Genomic DNA, 15,756 nt, shown 5'->3' with positions numbered 1-15,756 from the left:
TGCTCGCGGCGGCTAAAAACACAGAAATAAGCGGGCGATCTGATCGTTTTTGATCGGTTGACCGCTTTCAAAATCGGCGGAGGCTGAAGTCAGCCAGAAATACAGGGCTACTTCAGACCATCCCTAAGCCGATGGTACGTTACCCTAACGCTCTGATTTCCCGGATCCAGTGTCTGGCAGAGCAATTGCAGCATTTTGAGGTTAAGGGCCAAACAACCCCACTCCACCATTTGCCGCAAATCTCCAGACGAGGCACTCGAATCGAGGTTGGAGAATTGCGCTGGCAGCTCCCTGACCCACCTCCATCCGTTTTGACTACTCGCAAGCTTCGCTGCAAGAACCGAAGCATCACGCAGCTCATTGATAGTCTTCCTCAACCGGCCAGACTTATCGTCGAGGGTCTGCATCTCCTTGGGCGTCAGCGCATCCAGAAGAGCAATGAGGAACTGCTGCCGCAAGGTGGATGTTTTGAATCGATCATGGCTGAGCAGTAACGGAATGAGATCGCGATCTGCGCCATACATTGCTCTCATAAGCGCAGAACCGTACGTCCCAGGAACAATCGGTGCTACCACCTCAGCGAAACGCTCCTTGTAATCATGACCGCTTTGGAGGATCAAGCGAAGTTTGTCCCTTCTGGCAACCATCTCATCCTTGCGCGACTGCAAAAGCTCATGAATAAGATCGACCATAATGCCGCGCCCGCCATCTACCGAATCCAGATCCAGCTTCCTGATCACAAGCTCCGGATTATGTATTGGAGTGGTCACGTCGTACTCCTCCCCCCTGACAAGCCCCATGATGAGGTTCTTATCCGATTGGGTGAGTGATCCCTCGTAGAAATATCCGAGGTAATCGACGTAATCCGTGTCGAAGAAACCGCGGTGAACGAGGAACGTTATGAGCTCTAGCCCTTTTAGGCGTTTGGCAAGCTCTGCGCCGTACCCCAGGGAAACGATCTGCCGAAAACCTGCCGTTTTGAGGCGTAGCACTTTGCTTCGATTCGTTTCAAGTTGCTCATCCAACTCATCGAGCGAGGTCTGAAAGCGTTGCAGGCGCTCATCGTAACGTGCCTCTTGCAAAGCCTTTTTAGACAGGACAGCTTGGCCGTTATCTTGCCAGTGTGAAATCACAATTGGTTGCACGCTTCGACATGCTACTACCTGGGCGAATACAGGATCCGATACAAAGTCCAGTAGCGTGACCGTAGACCCGCCATCCAGCCGCACGTGGTTTGCAGTGGGTTTGTTCCCAAGTTTCAAAATCTCAAACCAGACGGACAAACGTAGATGCTCCACGCTATCGGCCACCTCGTCTTCACGTGCCGCACGCTGATCCTCTAGCGCTTGAGCTGCCGTTTCGAGTAAGTCGGTTTCGGCTTTTACCCACTTCGCGTAGCCATCAATGACGCCATAGATCGTGCCCCGCCGCTTGACCAAGTCCGCATAGGCATTGGGGTGCAGATTTCGGATCGCAACCATCGCAAACAGCTTGTTGGGATCCAGCTCCAGACCGTCCTTAGCCAGTACGTTCGCGTAGACGTCATACTCGTTGACGATGTTCTTGATCAGCCTCATTTCGTCGATGTAGTAGCACACCGTCTCGATGAGTTTGAGATTCAAGCCATCATCGAGCGGTTTGCCGGCCACCTGGCGGGCCTTCATGAGCTCGACCAGCTTTTCCCTGGAGTTCTCGGAGTTGATCACAGGGATGATGGGGATAATGAGGTCGAAGAATTTTGTCTTGTCCGTGACCGTGAACAGCTCATCACGGATGGCGTAGACGAAATGGACAGGACGCTTGACCTGGGGTGATCGCTGGATGATGAAGTTGATCTCTCGCAGCCTGAAGAAGATGTCCTGGATGTCGAAGCGATCCAGGTCTTCAATGACCACCACGTTGATATCACTGCGCTCGAAGCAGTAGATGATTTCATCGACGTTCTTATGAAGCACCGAGCCATGGTGAGTCGCTTCAAGCTTGCCTCCCTTGAGGGTCAGCCCATCGATGGTAAACAGGGACATGAACCTCAACCCGGCGTACAACAGATAGATTGCACCAATCGCCACTCCAGCCAGCGCTGCAGACTCGGGAAGAACCATTAAGCCCTTGATCAGCCATTCAAGCGACACGGTTTTTATCATCGCAAGCTTGGGTACATAGAGCCTCAAGGCGCAGACGGCAAGCAAAGTGAACCCCAGGGTGCGCATGCTAATACTGAAGTTTGAGGCCTGGGCTATCCGTTTCAGTCGAGTCTTGGGCACTTTCGCTGCGGGCACCGCGTAGAGCAGTTGCTGGACGATGGTCTCTTCAATGCGATTGACCAGATCGACATCCCCAGGTGAGTGCTCGCCCCCGGTAACAGCCGGGCCCTCAGGTGCGGAGTCAGGGTCGGGAGGTTGGCCACTAGGCTGAGGAGTCAAACCCAAGGTGGGTTTGCTGAAGGTCGCGAGGGACACATAGGTGTGGTTGAACTGTGGATGGTTGCTGAAGAATGTCTTCAGCACGCTGCTCTTACCCGCGCCATAGCTACCTGTGAGCGCGATGTTCAGAACATCGGAGTTTTCCAGGGCATGTAGCAACTCGCGCTCATACCGGGCCGATCGGCCGTCCGTGACAATGACGGGGGTCAACGGCTCAAAGAAAGGATCAACGTTGCCTCTCTGATGCCGTGTGGACAGCACCCTCCACGCAGCTCTCCCTCCAACCACAAGCGCTTCCCACGCCAGGCCTAGACGATTTTTGATAGCTCCCAGCATCTACCCAGATCTCATGCAATGGCCTTCCGTGTCCCGCCGAGCAGGCGAATGACCGCTAATAATATGCAGCGGTGGCGCTGCAACAAAATACAATAGCGGCTATATGACATATTCGGTCACGAAACACCACGCAAGCGCACCCCGTACCGCCGTCGAACATACCTCCACCATCACTGGATGGACGGATAAAGGTCGGGGCGACGAGACTAATGACCGGGGGAAAGCTAGGTCTATGAACACTAATCGATGAACAGTCGCGCTGATTTAGAGACCATTGAGTCAGCAATCTCGGGCCCTTGATCGACTTATGAACATATGACATCGCCCACTTGTTCAATAAGGTGCTATGTCAGATATGTTCATGAGCCTCCTAAGCTGCTGATTCGACAAACCCGTGTAATGAGGTGGCCGCCAATGAAGCTGGTTCAGTGTCGTTTCTCGTCCGGTCAGCGCGTGCCACTGCTTGTGCAGGATGGTCCAGCGGCGCCATTGCCCATACTCATTCCGTTCATCTACGTCCAACTCAAACTCAGACATCGCGCTTACAGCACTGCTACGGCTCATCTACGCGCGATTCAATGCTGGAGAGTTCGACGCTATCGCGATACTCCGGCACTGAAACCGACCACCCCAACTCCAGACTGATACGCCGGCGCAGTACATCCGACGCGTTAGGTTCCCCGTGGACGACAAAGGTATGTTTTGGAGGTCGCTTGAACCCACGCAGCCACTGCATGATTTCATCGGCGTCGGCGTGTGCGGACAGTGTTTGCATTGGAACTACCTCGGCACCGATTGGCACTTCTTTGCCGTGGATACGAACCGAAGACGCTCCCGCAACAATTTGCGCGCCACGGGTGCCACCGGCTTGGAAGCCAGGCATCAGCAGCGTGTTAATCGGATTGGGAGCCAGTGCCTTGAGGTGATGGACCACCCGCCCTCCTGTCGCCATGCCGCTGGCGGCGATAATCACCGCTGGGGTGCGTTGCTGATCAAGCGCTCTCGAATCATCTACGGTGCGTACGAATTGCGCCACATGGCACATACCTTCGCAGTCTTCCATGGATAATCTGTGCTCGCTCCGAAAGCGCTGGTACAGAATCGTGACATCAGTGGCCATCGGGCTGTTGAGGTAGATTGGGATATCGGGAATCGCCCGTTTGCGCTTCAACTGATACAGGTGATACATCAGCAACTGAGCGCGCCCAACCGCGAACGATGGTACGAGGGTGATCCCTCGGCGTAGCGCCGTGCGGGTGATGACCTCGGCCAATTGCGCCTGTGGCGACTCGTCCGGATGTTGGCGATCACCGTAGGTAGACTCCACCAACAGATAATCCGCTTGTTCGACAGCTTCCGGAGCGAACATCAAAGGATCGTCAGGCCGCCCCAAATCGCCTGAAAACACCAACGTCTGGCCGCCAGCAATCACCTCCACCGTCGCGGCCCCCAGGATATGCCCGGCACAACGAAGTTGAATGGTCATATCCGAGGCAATTTTCAACTTGTGGTGCAACTCCACCGGCCGCAACAGTTTTAGTGCTCGCTCGGCATCTTGCTCAGTGTAAAGCGGCAACGCCGGGCTGTGCTTTGAGAAGCCATGCCGATTGGCAAACTCAGCCTCCTCTTCCTGCAGTCGGCCACTGTCCAGCAGCAGAATTTTCACCAGCTCACAGGTAGCGGGCGTGGCGTAGACCGGGCCGCGATACCCATTGCGCACCAGGACAGGTAAATAGCCGCTGTGGTCGAGATGGGCATGGGTCAGGACAATGGCGTCGAGATCGCTGACCGGAAGCTGGAACGGGTCCCGATTGTGTAATCGCAGTTGTTTGTAGCCTTGGAACAGACCGCAATCGATCAGCACATGTTGGTTGCGATGGTCCAGCAAGTACTTGCTACCCGTCACCGTACCCGCGGCACCTAGAAATGTGATTCGCATGGCCGTTTTCCTTGCGCATTCAGGGGGAGCGCTATTGATCGCTCCTTTTGGCTCACGGCAAGTTGATTTTTATCAACTGCAAGCTCTACGGCGTTGCTTTAAATCGGGCAAGGCTAATGGCTTGACGATCATCAAGCTGCACGGTGCCCGGTTCAACACGCTTTCGGCGGTATCGCCGATAAACCGCTCAGGCCCATGGTGATAAGCCGTGCCCAGCACCACCATGTCGAAAGCATGCTGTTGAGCGAACAGTGCAATAACCTTGTCGGGGGAGCCCGTCAATAAATGTCGGTGGGCATCCTTGATGCAGTAGCGCTCGGCAAGCACATCGAAAGCCTCTTGTTGGGCATCCTCGATAGCGTCTCTCAAATTCTCATCAAGACTGCCTGTCGGTACACTCATCGGCGCATCGCCTATCTCTGACCAACGACTGACGTTAAGCAAGTGCAACTGCGCACCGCAACTGGCCGCCAGAGTAGAGGCCAGGTCGAGTATTCGGTCATTCAATCCCTGAGTGAGCTCCTCCAGATGGGACAGATCGATCGCCGCGAGAATTTTCAAGGGCTTGGGATTTTGGGCGCTGGTCACCAGGTGCAGGTGGGTCGGACACTCGCGTAGCAATCGCCAGTCCACAGGCCGATGAAAGGCGCGGTCCAGAGCCGGCACATAATGGGTGTCCTTGATCACCAGGTCCGGAAGAAAGTCGTTCACGTATTCCAGCAGGTTTGTCAGGTTCGACCTGGCCCAGACCACTTCGGTGGTCACCTGTATGCCGCTGCATCGTTGAAATCGGGCCTGCTGCTCCAGCCAATGACGGTGAACCTGCAGATAGCCTTCTCGTGCCTGTGCCATCGCGTCATGGTCAAGCAGACCGGCTACCGCCAGGGCCTGGACATAATCGAACGCGACAATGTGCAATAAGGCACCGGTTGCACCCGCCAAGGCATGTGCACGCTCAAACGCCGGGGTCAGGGTCATTTCGCTGGGGGCTATCAATAGAATGCGTTTGAGTTTGAGCATCACATACCTCGCCCTGAAACCTGCCTGAGTGCAAACCCGCCTGGTTGTCGAGCCTTGGGTCAAACGTTTGTTACTTCGAGCGAACTCATGACTGCAGCCAGCAACAAGTCCTGTCGACTTGTTGCGACCGGAAAGCGGCAGTTCGATTATTTGGCGTTATGCCGAGGGGGGATCTGACTTTTATCAACTATTCAACAGCTATCGTTAACGGAGCGACTGGCTTTCGATGACTTAAACCCTTGTTGATTCAGCTCAACGATTTTCCGGCTTCCTCGCGCAGAACTACGCAGATGCACTGCCTCCCCTATCGCTGGAGATTTGCCATGCTGGCAGTCACGCTGATCAATACGCTGGTGGTGGTCATCGCCGTAGTGATCCACTACGAATGCCTGTTACGCCTGAATGACTGGCTGCCCCGGCTCAAGGTGTGGAACCGCTTCAGAATCGTGGTTGGCGTATTCGGCGCCCTCCTGGCCCACGCCATAGAGGTCTGGTGCTTTGCGCTGGTCTATTACCTGATGGTGCACTCAGGGGGATGGGGCAGCCTGACGGGCAACTTCGACGGTTCGCTGATGGACTGCGTTTACTTTTCCTTTACGACGTACACGACCATCGGCTTCGGCGATATTTCGCCTGTGGGCAACCTCAAATACTTGACCGGCCTGCAAGCCCTTACCGGGCTGGTGCTCATCACATGGACCGCATCCTTCCTGTTTCTGGAAATGCAAAAGTACTGGAAGCGCAAATAATCCCCTTTCTGACTCGTATCAGACTTAGCTGACGGTCTGGATCAAGTCTGGTACGCACAAGATCTAGACCGCCAGAACGCAGCAGGGCACCTGATACAGAATATGCTCTGTCGTGCTGCCCAGAAGCTTGTCCACACCATGGGACTGGACTCTGCCCATCACGATCACATCCACATTGTGTTCATCGGCAAACTCACTCAACGCCTTTACCGGGTTTCCCTCAATGAAATGCCGACGATCGGAGGGCACTCCGAACCGATCTGCCAACTCAATGAACGACGTTTCCAGGTCTCTGCGAAGCGCGTGGGTCAGGTCAGCGAGGGTCAGGCCGCCCATGTCCGCCAGAAAAGCGGCCGAGATATCGCAGGCATACAGCAAATGCAGCTCGGCGTTGCACTGCATCGCAAGGCTGCAAGCCTGCTTGATGATTCGGTCGTTCAGTTCATTGTCGGTAGACTCGACATCCGATACCTCGACCGCTGCTACTACCTTGCGAGGCAAAACGAAGCTGCTCCCGCCCACCAGAAACACCGGCACTGGACAGTGACGCAACAAATGCCAATCCAACGGGGTGAAGAAGGCCCGCTTGAGCGCGGACTCATGCTGAACCTCCTTGACCAACACGTCGGGTTGCATGTCCGTGACGTGTTCAATGATGTCTTGCTTGATGTCCTCGGCCCAGGCCACCTCGGTGGTCACCTCTATCCCCCTGCCACGCAAATTTTCGGCCTGAGCCTCAAGCCAGCCGCGATGGTCCTGCAGGTACCGCTCCCGACCTGATTCTCGATCGCCCTCTTCAAGCAGCGATAACCATTTGGACGAAGGGCTCAGCGCCGCGATATGCAAACTTGCACCGCTGGCCTTGGCCAGCGCCGCTGCATGATTAATGGCTGAGGAATGGCGCAACGCCGGGTTGATGATCAGTAACAGGCGTTGATACTGGCTCATGAAAAATCTCCCGTGGGGTGGATATTCGGCTCAGCCTGGACGTCATGTGCCTGCAGTTGCTCGGCACTCAGATAATCGCTCATGAACTTCTCCTCTAGAGGATCAGGCCACCAACAGGTTTTTTCGATTCTGAGCGCCTGCAGCGCTCATGACTTGATTTGCATCAAATCTCAAAGACTGCATATGAATTGAATTGCGCATGGGAGCCAGCCGACAGAACGGTTTTCTACCCGTTTGTCTGTTACGTCCACAATAGGTCGGAAAAAACAGTGGTTTGGGCTATTAGCACCTATGCTAAGCCCATCCATACGGGGGCATTTAGATCATGTCTGAAGCCAGGCCGTTTCAAAGTCAAAACCTAAAGTCTGCATGTTCCAACTGCAGCGTCTTGGAGCTGTGCCTGCCGCTTGGCCTGACCGGTCCGGAAATCGAACGTCTCGACACACTGATCGTGCAACGATTCAAGGTCAAAAAGGGCGCGGCGCTTTATCGCGCAGGCGACCCGTTGCGTTCGCTGTATGCGGTGCGAATCGGTTCGTTCAAGACTAGCGTGCTGTCGGTCGATGGTCGCGAGCAAGTCACGGGGTTCCAGATCCCCGGCGAAACGCTTGGTCTGGACGCCATCAGCACCGATCTGCATGCGTGTAATGCCGTTGCTTTGGAAGATAGCGAGGTCTGCCCCATCCATTTTGCTCACCTGGAAAAACTTGCCCGAGAACTGCCTTCGTTGCAGCACAACCTGAACAAAATCCTCAGCCGGGAAATCGTTCGCGATCACGACATGCTGATGATGCTGGGCAACATGAACTCGGATGAACGCCTGGCCGCTTTTCTCCTCAATTGGTCGCAGCGCTTGAAGGCCCGTGGTTATTCGTCCAGCAGTTTTGTGCTGAAAATGCGTCGGGAGGAAATTGGCTCCTATCTGGGCCTGCGCCTGGAAACCATCTGTCGAGGCATTGCGCACCTGCGTGACCAGGGACTGGTGGAAATAAGCGGCCGCGACGTCAACATCCTGAACATGGGCGGGCTCAAGCAACTGATCGTGGGCTGCAATCGCAACCTCCGTTGACACCTCCAACCTGGAGAATCTACATGCGTGCCATGGTTCTGGATGGCGCTGTTGCGCACAGGTCAGTTCAACGACGCGACAATGCTCATTCCCTGACACGCGACCTGACCACCAACAGACTGCCCGGCACAGAGTACAACGCCCGCTCTGTATTGCTGCCGATCAACCGATCGAGCCCCACCCGATGCGCAGTACCCATCACCACGACATCGGCCAGGTATTGCTCGACAAACTCACTGATCACCGGCACCGGCAGTCCCATGACGAAATGCCGTCGCTCCGGTCGCACCCCGTGACGCTCCGCCAGTGCAACAAACGCCTGGTGCAAGGATTGACGCAGTTCTTCGCTCAGATCCACGCCCCAACCGCCCCCGGCCAATGGCGCGTCGCTGTTGAAAGCAGGCGATAGGTCATAGGCGTAAAGCAGGTGCAACGGCGTATCGCATTGCAGGGCCAGGACGTTGGCCGTCTGAATGATGGTGTCGTTCAAACCGCTCAATTGTGTCGACGGATCGAACGGATCCACTGCCGCCACGATTCGGTGCGGCAAGCTGTAACGAACGTGGTTGACCAGATGCACGGGGATCGGGCATTCACGCAACAAGTGACAATCGAGCGGGGTGATGAACACTCGCTTGAGCACAGGTTCAAGGGTTACATCCTTGATCAACAGGTCGGGTTTGAGATCCTCGACCGTCTTCAAGATATCCAGCAGTGCATGGGTGGTGAAGACGGCCTTGACCGTCACCTCCAGCCCCAGGTCGCTGAGTCGATCGAGCTCTTCGGCCTCCCAGCGGCGGTAGCGACGCAAATACCGCTGTTGCTCTGCGTCATCGACTTTTTCTTGCCATAAATGCACCACCGGTGCCGGTTCGACAAAGGCCCGCACATCCAGTACGGCCCCGGCTGCCTTGGCCAAGGCGACGGCACGTAGCTGGGCGGGAGATTGATGCAGGGTTTGGTCAGCGATCAGCAGAAAACGTTGATATTGCCCCATCACACACCTCCGTCCGACTCCGGTCGTACAGTGCCGGGATGTTTTCAAGACTGCGCTCTATCAGCTGGCGCGGTTTGATTTACATCAAGCCCACGCAAACCGGTGCCGCCGGCACAGCTGTCTGATCCAGATCAGATTCAAACGTGGCCAGCGGAGTAGAAAAGAACTCAAACGCGAATTTTTTGCCGCATGCCAATCTTGCAAACCGCACTGGAGGAACACCCCATGCTTACCGTCAAAGACCACAACGATCGGGCCGCGGCCACCTATGCCGCGGTCGACGGCCAATACTGGATAGAAGCGCTCAGGGACGGTCGCCACGTTTTGATCCGACCACTGGCGCAGAAGGATCGCGACCGTGAATACGCTTTCATCAAACGGCTGTCTCCCGAATCCAGTCATATGCGCTTTCTCGCGCAGATCAGCGAACCCGGCGCTGCGATGCTCAATCAGTTGATGGACACGGACAACAAACAGCGTGTGGCCTACATCGCCCTGGTCCATGACAACGGGCAACTGGTCGAGATCGGTATCAGCCGTTACGCGGCCACCCGTGAGCAGGAGTGTGAATGTGCCGTCACGGTCGCCGATGAATGGACGCACCTGGGCCTGGGCGCATTGCTGATGGACCACCTGATCAAGGCAGCCCGCAAAAACGGCTTTCGCCAGATGTATTCAGTGGACTCGTCCAGCAATGCCCCCATGCGCGACCTGGCCAAGGCGCTCGGATTCGAAACGCACAATGATCCCGACGACAGCCATCAGGTGATTCATCGACTTTACCTGTAGAAAATCGCCCCCGCGATGTTCCCGCCAATGGCTCATCGCGGGGCGATCCAGCCCTCAGGACTGCAGCTTTCTTCCTGGCTTGATCGCCAGCACACTGCACGGCGCCCGATGCAGGAGTTGCTCGGCGGTGGTTCCGATTAATTTGCTCAAGCCCCTGTGCTGCACCGTGCCCATGACAACGACATCGGTAAGGTGGTCCGAGACGAATTCACAGATACTCGGCACGGGTACCCCCTCAATGAAGTGACGACGTTCCGGAGGCACGCCGTGACGTTCAGCGATGGAGGCAAATGTCTCATGCTGTGCCGTTCCCAGCATCTCATAAACGCCGGTGGCCAGCGGCAATGCGCCAAAGCCCATGTCTTGGACGTATATAGCCGTCCAGTCATACACATGCAGCAACTCAAGACTGGCATCACAGACCGCCGCCAGTTTCGCCGCTGCCTCGATAATCTGGTCGTTGAACACACGGTCCTGATCTTCATCGCGCAACACATCAATGATGGCCAGCACGTTGCGTGGTCGGGCATTCAACGCAGTCGTCACCAGATGCACCGGTACAGGACAATCGCGCAGCAGCTGCCAATCCAGCGGAGTAAAAAATACTCGCTTGAACGCTGACTCTTCCTGGGCGTCCTTGATGATCAACATCAGCGGCATCTCATTGATGAAGTTCAGAATCTCCTCATAAGGATGCTGTACCCATACCACCTCGCTGGTGACCTCGACACCCTGCTTGCTCATCAATCCGGCCTGCTCCACGAGCCATTGGCGATGGGTTTGCAAATAGCCGTCCCGAGCCCGCTTGAATTGTTCCGGGGCGAACAGCCCGGCCACCGCCAGGGCCTGGGAATAGTCGAACGCCACGATATGCAACGGAAATTGCATCGCGAGCGCCAGCGCAGCAGCCCGGTCAAATGCCGGTGTCCGAGCCATGGTTGAAGGAGCGATCAAGAGTAAACGTTGAGATTGCGACATGGGGCACCTCAGCACACGGCTATTTCAATCCGAGAGTAGAACCACAGATTGATTACTCCTTGTTCCGACCACTTGATTTTTATCAGTTGCGCGCGCGATATCCATCAGAACAGCCCCATTCCTGCCCATAACGCCAGGGTCAGCAACACCTGGCCCGGGATCACGTAAGCGGCGAAGCGGCGCCCGCCGCTGACCCACGCCACCACGCATTTGCTGACGGAGTTGCTGCTGATCGCAATCAGTACAGGCCCGACAATGGCATCAAAGGGTAACTGACCAGACTTGGCCAAGGTGGCAATCGACGCTGTGGAAGCATGTGCGTCGGCAAATCCGCTGAACGTTGCCGTCAACATTACCCCCAGCTGGCCGAAATGGCTGAGCATCACAGACGAAACAAAGGTAATGCCGGTCATGGTCAATGTGACGATCAGGGCCAGCTTGAGGTTGAACGCCCCACCGACTTTAATCGGCTGGTTGGCCTCGATCGCTGACTTGGGAAACATCAGGCATCCCCCATACAACACCGTGGCGGCGGCTCCCGACATCAATGGCCCCCACATATGGCGCAGCAAACCGGGATCGACCGCCCCCAGGATCAAGCCGACCTGCGTAACGGTGGCCATATTGGACAGGATCGCGGCCGCGCTCAGAACCTTGATATTGTTGGGCTGCCGGGCGACGAGATGACCCATGGCAGCGATCGTCACAGTGCTGGAAGCGAAACCGGAGGCAATGGCGCTGATCGCATATCCGTAGCGGGTCCCCAGGGCCCGAACGGCGATATGCCCAACTGCCCCCACTGCCATCAGCAATACGGTCAGACTGCAAATAGTGCGTAGATTGATGGCCGCGTAGGGACCGATAAAACGGTCCGGTGCCAAGGGGAGCACGACAAGCGCAGCCGTCAGCAGGATAAGGCCGTTGCCTAACTCCGCATCAGTCAATTGGCTGCGGGCAAAGTAGTGAAGCTTCTCCCGATAGGTCAGCAATCCTGCCATCACCACACCGACAGCAATCGCCAGCTCGGGGTTTGTGGCACACAACGCCCCCAATACCAACACCGTAAATAATGCTGCTTCGCTAGTCACCCCGGGGTCGTTGCTCAGGCTTCGCCAATAAGCCACGGTGACGAGCAACCCCAGAGCGATGGCCAGGATGCCCACCAGCAAACCACCACCGACCTGCATCGCCACATAACCCAGCAACGCCGTAATGGCGAACGTCCGTAAACCGGCACAAGCGCGGGTTTCACCCTGATCCTTGTGCCGTTCGCGCTCAAGACCGATGAGCATGCCAATCCCCAGCGCTGCGGCTGCTCCTGTCAGCCCAATGGCTCCGTTCATTGGATCGTCAACTGGTTGAACTGCGCCCCACACTGGTCCACGTTGTTACTCCACGCGGTCGACGTAGACACGCTTGCCATTGAAGTAAGCCGTTTGACGGTCAGGCATCGGTCTTGTGTCGTCTGCCCGGCCGGTACCACTTGGCCAGACATGTGGCGCCTCGATACGCGCCTTGAGTTGGCCAACAAACGCCGGTGCTTCTCCCAGCGTGTAGACGTTCACTTGCAAGGCATCCATGCACACGACCCAGCAATGGCTTGCCGGTCTCTCCTTGATATCAATGATCATAGAGACCTCCGTACAGCTTCGAGTAAACGAGGACACCCTCACGGGGTGATCGCGACCTTCATCACGCCATCCCGTTGGTGCGCAAACAATTCATAAGCCGCTTCAATATCATCGAGTTTGAAACGGTGGGTCACCAGCGGCGACAGGTCCACTCCACCGCTTTGCACCACTGCCATCAAGCGACGCATGCGCTCTTTCCCGCCCGGACACAGAGTGGTGACAATGCTGTAGTCCCCCAGCCCTGCAGCAAAGGCGTCCAGGGGAATGCGCAGATCGCTGGAGTAAACACCGAGGCTGGACAGTCGACCACCCGGACGTAGTACGCGCAGGGCAGATTCGAAAGTACCCTGGGTACCCAGCGCCTCGATGGACACATCGACACCGCGGCCATCAGTAAGCGCCATGATCTGCTCGACTACGTTACCGTCCTTGAAGTTGACCACATGGGTCGCACCCAATTGTCGTGCGACAGTCATCCGCTCGGCCACGGCATCCACGCCGATGATCGTCGTCGCGCCTTTGAGGCGCGCACCCGCGACCGCACACAGGCCGATGGGGCCAAGGGCAAACACGGCAACGGTATCGCCGATATTCACCTCACCTCGTTCGGCCCCCGAAAACCCGGTAGACATGATGTCCGGGCACATCAGAACTTGCTCGTCACTGAGTTCATCAGGAATCGGGCATAAATTGGCAAGGGCGTCCGGCACCAGCACGTACTCGGCCTGGCAGCCATCGATGATGTTGCCGAACTTCCAGCCGCCGGTTGCGCGAAAGCCATGGCGGGTGTCTGGTCCTTCCTGGGAGCCGCAGCCACACAGGCAGGCATAACTTTGCCCGCTGGGCGTGATGGCACCGGCAATCACCCGTTGCCCTTCGATAAAACCGCGCACCTGCGATCCCAGCCGCTCAATGACGCCCACCGGCTCGTGGCCCACGGTCAACCCTTTGGCCACAGGGTATTCACCGCGCAAGATGTGTACGTCAGTGCCACAAATAGTTGTGGTGGTGATACGGATCAATGCGTCCAGCGGTCCGACTTCAGGGACGGGCTTGTCTTCCAGTACGATTCGGTTCTTTTCGACAAAAACAGCCGCTCTCATGGTTGCCATGGTGACCCCTCCTTTTACTTATGTAAGCCAAAGTCTGCAGGAGCCCAAAGACTGCGCCTGGGTATCGGACGAAAGATTGATAATGGTCAACAATTTCGTCACTGGACGAAGCCGGGACAACCGCACGTCGGGCAACACCCTCCATTCCCTTCCATTTGACAAAGATCAAACCCGGCGCCCTGAACAGCGGCAGGCTAGATTCAAGGCTTCACTGCCCAATAACACCGCAGCCATCGGGGCAAGCGATTACCTACCGGAGATCTGTCATGTCCGATCAATTACGCTTCATGCTGGTCGTTTCGCCGTTGATGGAAAACAGCCCCGCCTTCGACCGGGCCGCTGCCTTGGCCAAGGCCTCAGGTGCTGCCCTGCACATCGTGGCGTTCGATTATCTTGAAGGGCTGGCGACTGCAGGATTGGTCAATGGACAGGCACTGGAACAGATGCGGCTGGGCTATGTCGAGCGCCATCGTCAGTGGCTCGAAGACCAGGCCCGCCCCCTGCGCAAGATCGGTGTGCACGTCACCACGGAAGTCGTCTGGGTCGAAAGGCCTTTGCAGGAAATCCTCATACATCTCAAAGAACAGCCGATGGCCGTATTGATCAAGGCACTGGAACACGAATCGCTGTTGTCACGCCTGATGTTTACGCCATTGGATATCCACCTGCTACGTGAATGCCCGGTGCCCCTGCATTTTGTCAGTCATTCGCACAACACTTTACCGCGCAAGATCGTCGCCGCCGTTGACCCTTTTCATTCTGATGAGCAATACGAAGGCTTCAACGACCGTATTCTGCGCGAGGCCTCCAAACTGGCGAGCACCTGTAATGCAGAACTGGACGTGATCTACGCCCATGACCTTTCCAGCATCAGTGCGGACGAGTTCGGTTTCAGCAATGGATCGGCGTTTTTCTCCTCGGGAAAAGCCAAGTCGCTGTTCAAGGCGCAGGCTGATGCGTTTCGCGACCTTTCTGAACGCAATGGTATCCCGCCGGAACACCAGCACATGATCATGGGCAATCCGGCCAAGGTGCTGTCCAGCTATGCGCAGGCCTATGACACCGATGTGATTGTAATGGGACGCGTTGGACACCGCAGCATGGAGCGGTTGGTTGGCAGTACGGTAGAACATCTGCTGTACAAGTTACCCTGCAGCGTGTGGGTAGTTTCCCCGGAAAAAATCTGAACGATGGATAAAGCGCGTTTCAACAAAATAGGTAACGGGAGAATGAGGAATGAACGCTCAAATGACCGGGGTTACCTATTGACTCTGAGGAGGGTGTGGGCTAGGAAATGCGGGGCTTTCGGGGGGATCGGTTTTCAAGGGCTGGTCACAATCGCCGACTGTCGGCGTTGATAATATCTCTGATAAAGCGGCGCGCCGCCGCCGGCATTCCCAAAGGCGAGTTTTATTGGCCGGCGGTGGAAGCCCCCACCCCCGGGCGTCCTGCCGTATGAACAAAAACCCCACAAGTCGCAGTCTGTATCGACAGCAGATACAATCCGCCGCCTGCAGCTGAACGCAAACCCTACACGCCGAACTGAGGAAGCTATGAAGATTGGTCAAATAACACCGAGTAGAGCCGCGCCCTTCCTGGCTCTGATTGCGATATGGATGTTGCTGGGGTTGTTTATCCACCCTGAATTCATAGAATAAGTGCAACGTTTGAAACGATAGGCAGAGAGTCAGCCACCGGTAGAATCCAGGCTCTCACACCGAAGGATTCAAGCGCAGATGACTACGCATTACCGGCAGCTGACTCA

At 56.2% G+C, this 15,756-nt stretch carries 13 protein-coding genes; 4 read left to right on the top strand and 9 right to left on the bottom strand.

The window, feature by feature from the left end; translation table 11 throughout:
• Positions 1–107: 107 nt before the first annotated feature.
• The 3 genes from AC19YR_RS23570 to AC19YR_RS23560 form a co-directional block, all read right to left on the bottom strand.
• Complete coding sequence (locus AC19YR_RS23570; RefSeq protein WP_500600336.1) at positions 108–2,759, bottom strand: YobI family P-loop NTPase; 2,652 nt, start codon at positions 2,757–2,759, stop codon at positions 108–110.
• 553 nt (positions 2,760–3,312) lie between these two features.
• Positions 3,313–4,698 (bottom strand): MBL fold metallo-hydrolase RNA specificity domain-containing protein, encoded by a 1,386-nt coding sequence (locus tag AC19YR_RS23565; RefSeq protein ID WP_095108359.1) that lies wholly within the window; start codon positions 4,696–4,698, stop codon positions 3,313–3,315.
• Positions 4,699–4,770: 72 nt separating this feature from the next.
• Positions 4,771–5,718, bottom strand: a complete 948-nt coding sequence (locus tag AC19YR_RS23560; protein WP_095108360.1) for a universal stress protein — start codon at positions 5,716–5,718, stop codon at positions 4,771–4,773.
• Between the two features lie 323 nt (positions 5,719–6,041).
• On the opposite strand from AC19YR_RS23560, the gene AC19YR_RS23555 reads away from it, so the two are divergent.
• The gene (locus AC19YR_RS23555; RefSeq protein ID WP_095108361.1) at positions 6,042–6,467 is read left to right on the top strand and encodes a potassium channel family protein; all 426 of its coding nucleotides are present in this window, start codon (positions 6,042–6,044) and stop codon (positions 6,465–6,467) included.
• A 63-nt stretch (positions 6,468–6,530) separates the two neighbouring features.
• Here the strand turns inward: AC19YR_RS23555 and AC19YR_RS23550 are convergent, their stop codons facing one another.
• Positions 6,531–7,415 carry a universal stress protein gene (locus tag AC19YR_RS23550; protein WP_095108362.1) on the bottom strand — a complete coding sequence of 295 codons (885 nt, stop codon included), beginning with the start codon at positions 7,413–7,415 and terminating at the stop codon, positions 6,531–6,533.
• A gap of 325 nt (positions 7,416–7,740) precedes the next feature.
• Here AC19YR_RS23550 and AC19YR_RS23545 point away from each other — a divergent pair, with 325 nt between their 5' ends.
• On the top strand, positions 7,741–8,484 hold the full coding sequence (locus AC19YR_RS23545) for a helix-turn-helix domain-containing protein (protein ID WP_095108363.1): 744 nt from the start codon (positions 7,741–7,743) through the stop codon (positions 8,482–8,484).
• A gap of 85 nt (positions 8,485–8,569) precedes the next feature.
• Here AC19YR_RS23545 and AC19YR_RS23540 read toward each other — a convergent pair whose 3' ends face one another.
• On the bottom strand, positions 8,570–9,481 hold the full coding sequence (locus tag AC19YR_RS23540; RefSeq protein ID WP_500600335.1) for a universal stress protein: 912 nt from the start codon (positions 9,479–9,481) through the stop codon (positions 8,570–8,572).
• Positions 9,482–9,706: 225 nt separating this feature from the next.
• Between AC19YR_RS23540 and AC19YR_RS23535 the strand changes: the two genes are divergently transcribed.
• The gene (locus AC19YR_RS23535) at positions 9,707–10,270 is read left to right on the top strand and encodes a GNAT family N-acetyltransferase (RefSeq protein ID WP_095108365.1); all 564 of its coding nucleotides are present in this window, start codon (positions 9,707–9,709) and stop codon (positions 10,268–10,270) included.
• A 54-nt stretch (positions 10,271–10,324) separates the two neighbouring features.
• Here AC19YR_RS23535 and AC19YR_RS23530 read toward each other — a convergent pair whose 3' ends face one another.
• The 4 genes from AC19YR_RS23530 to AC19YR_RS23515 all read right to left on the bottom strand — a co-directional run bounded on the left by AC19YR_RS23530 (position 10,325) and on the right by AC19YR_RS23515 (position 13,991).
• Positions 10,325–11,248, bottom strand: coding sequence for a universal stress protein (locus AC19YR_RS23530; protein WP_095108366.1), 924 nt, complete (start codon positions 11,246–11,248; stop codon positions 10,325–10,327).
• A 104-nt stretch (positions 11,249–11,352) separates the two neighbouring features.
• Positions 11,353–12,591 carry an MgtC/SapB family protein gene (locus AC19YR_RS23525; RefSeq protein WP_500600334.1) on the bottom strand — a complete coding sequence of 413 codons (1,239 nt, stop codon included), beginning with the start codon at positions 12,589–12,591 and terminating at the stop codon, positions 11,353–11,355.
• A 45-nt stretch (positions 12,592–12,636) separates the two neighbouring features.
• A complete protein-coding gene (locus AC19YR_RS23520; RefSeq protein WP_095108368.1) occupies positions 12,637–12,879 on the bottom strand; it encodes a hypothetical protein in 243 nt (80 codons plus the stop codon).
• A 38-nt stretch (positions 12,880–12,917) separates the two neighbouring features.
• Positions 12,918–13,991, bottom strand: coding sequence for an NAD(P)-dependent alcohol dehydrogenase (locus AC19YR_RS23515; RefSeq protein WP_095108369.1), 1,074 nt, complete (start codon positions 13,989–13,991; stop codon positions 12,918–12,920).
• A gap of 266 nt (positions 13,992–14,257) precedes the next feature.
• Here AC19YR_RS23515 and AC19YR_RS23510 point away from each other — a divergent pair, with 266 nt between their 5' ends.
• Complete coding sequence (locus AC19YR_RS23510) at positions 14,258–15,178, top strand: universal stress protein (RefSeq protein ID WP_095108370.1); 921 nt, start codon at positions 14,258–14,260, stop codon at positions 15,176–15,178.
• Positions 15,179–15,756 lie beyond the last annotated feature (578 nt).

The sequence above is a fragment of the Pseudomonas sp. MF08817 genome, assembly GCF_059862705.1.
This window is presented reverse-complemented; position numbering and strand designations above follow the sequence as displayed.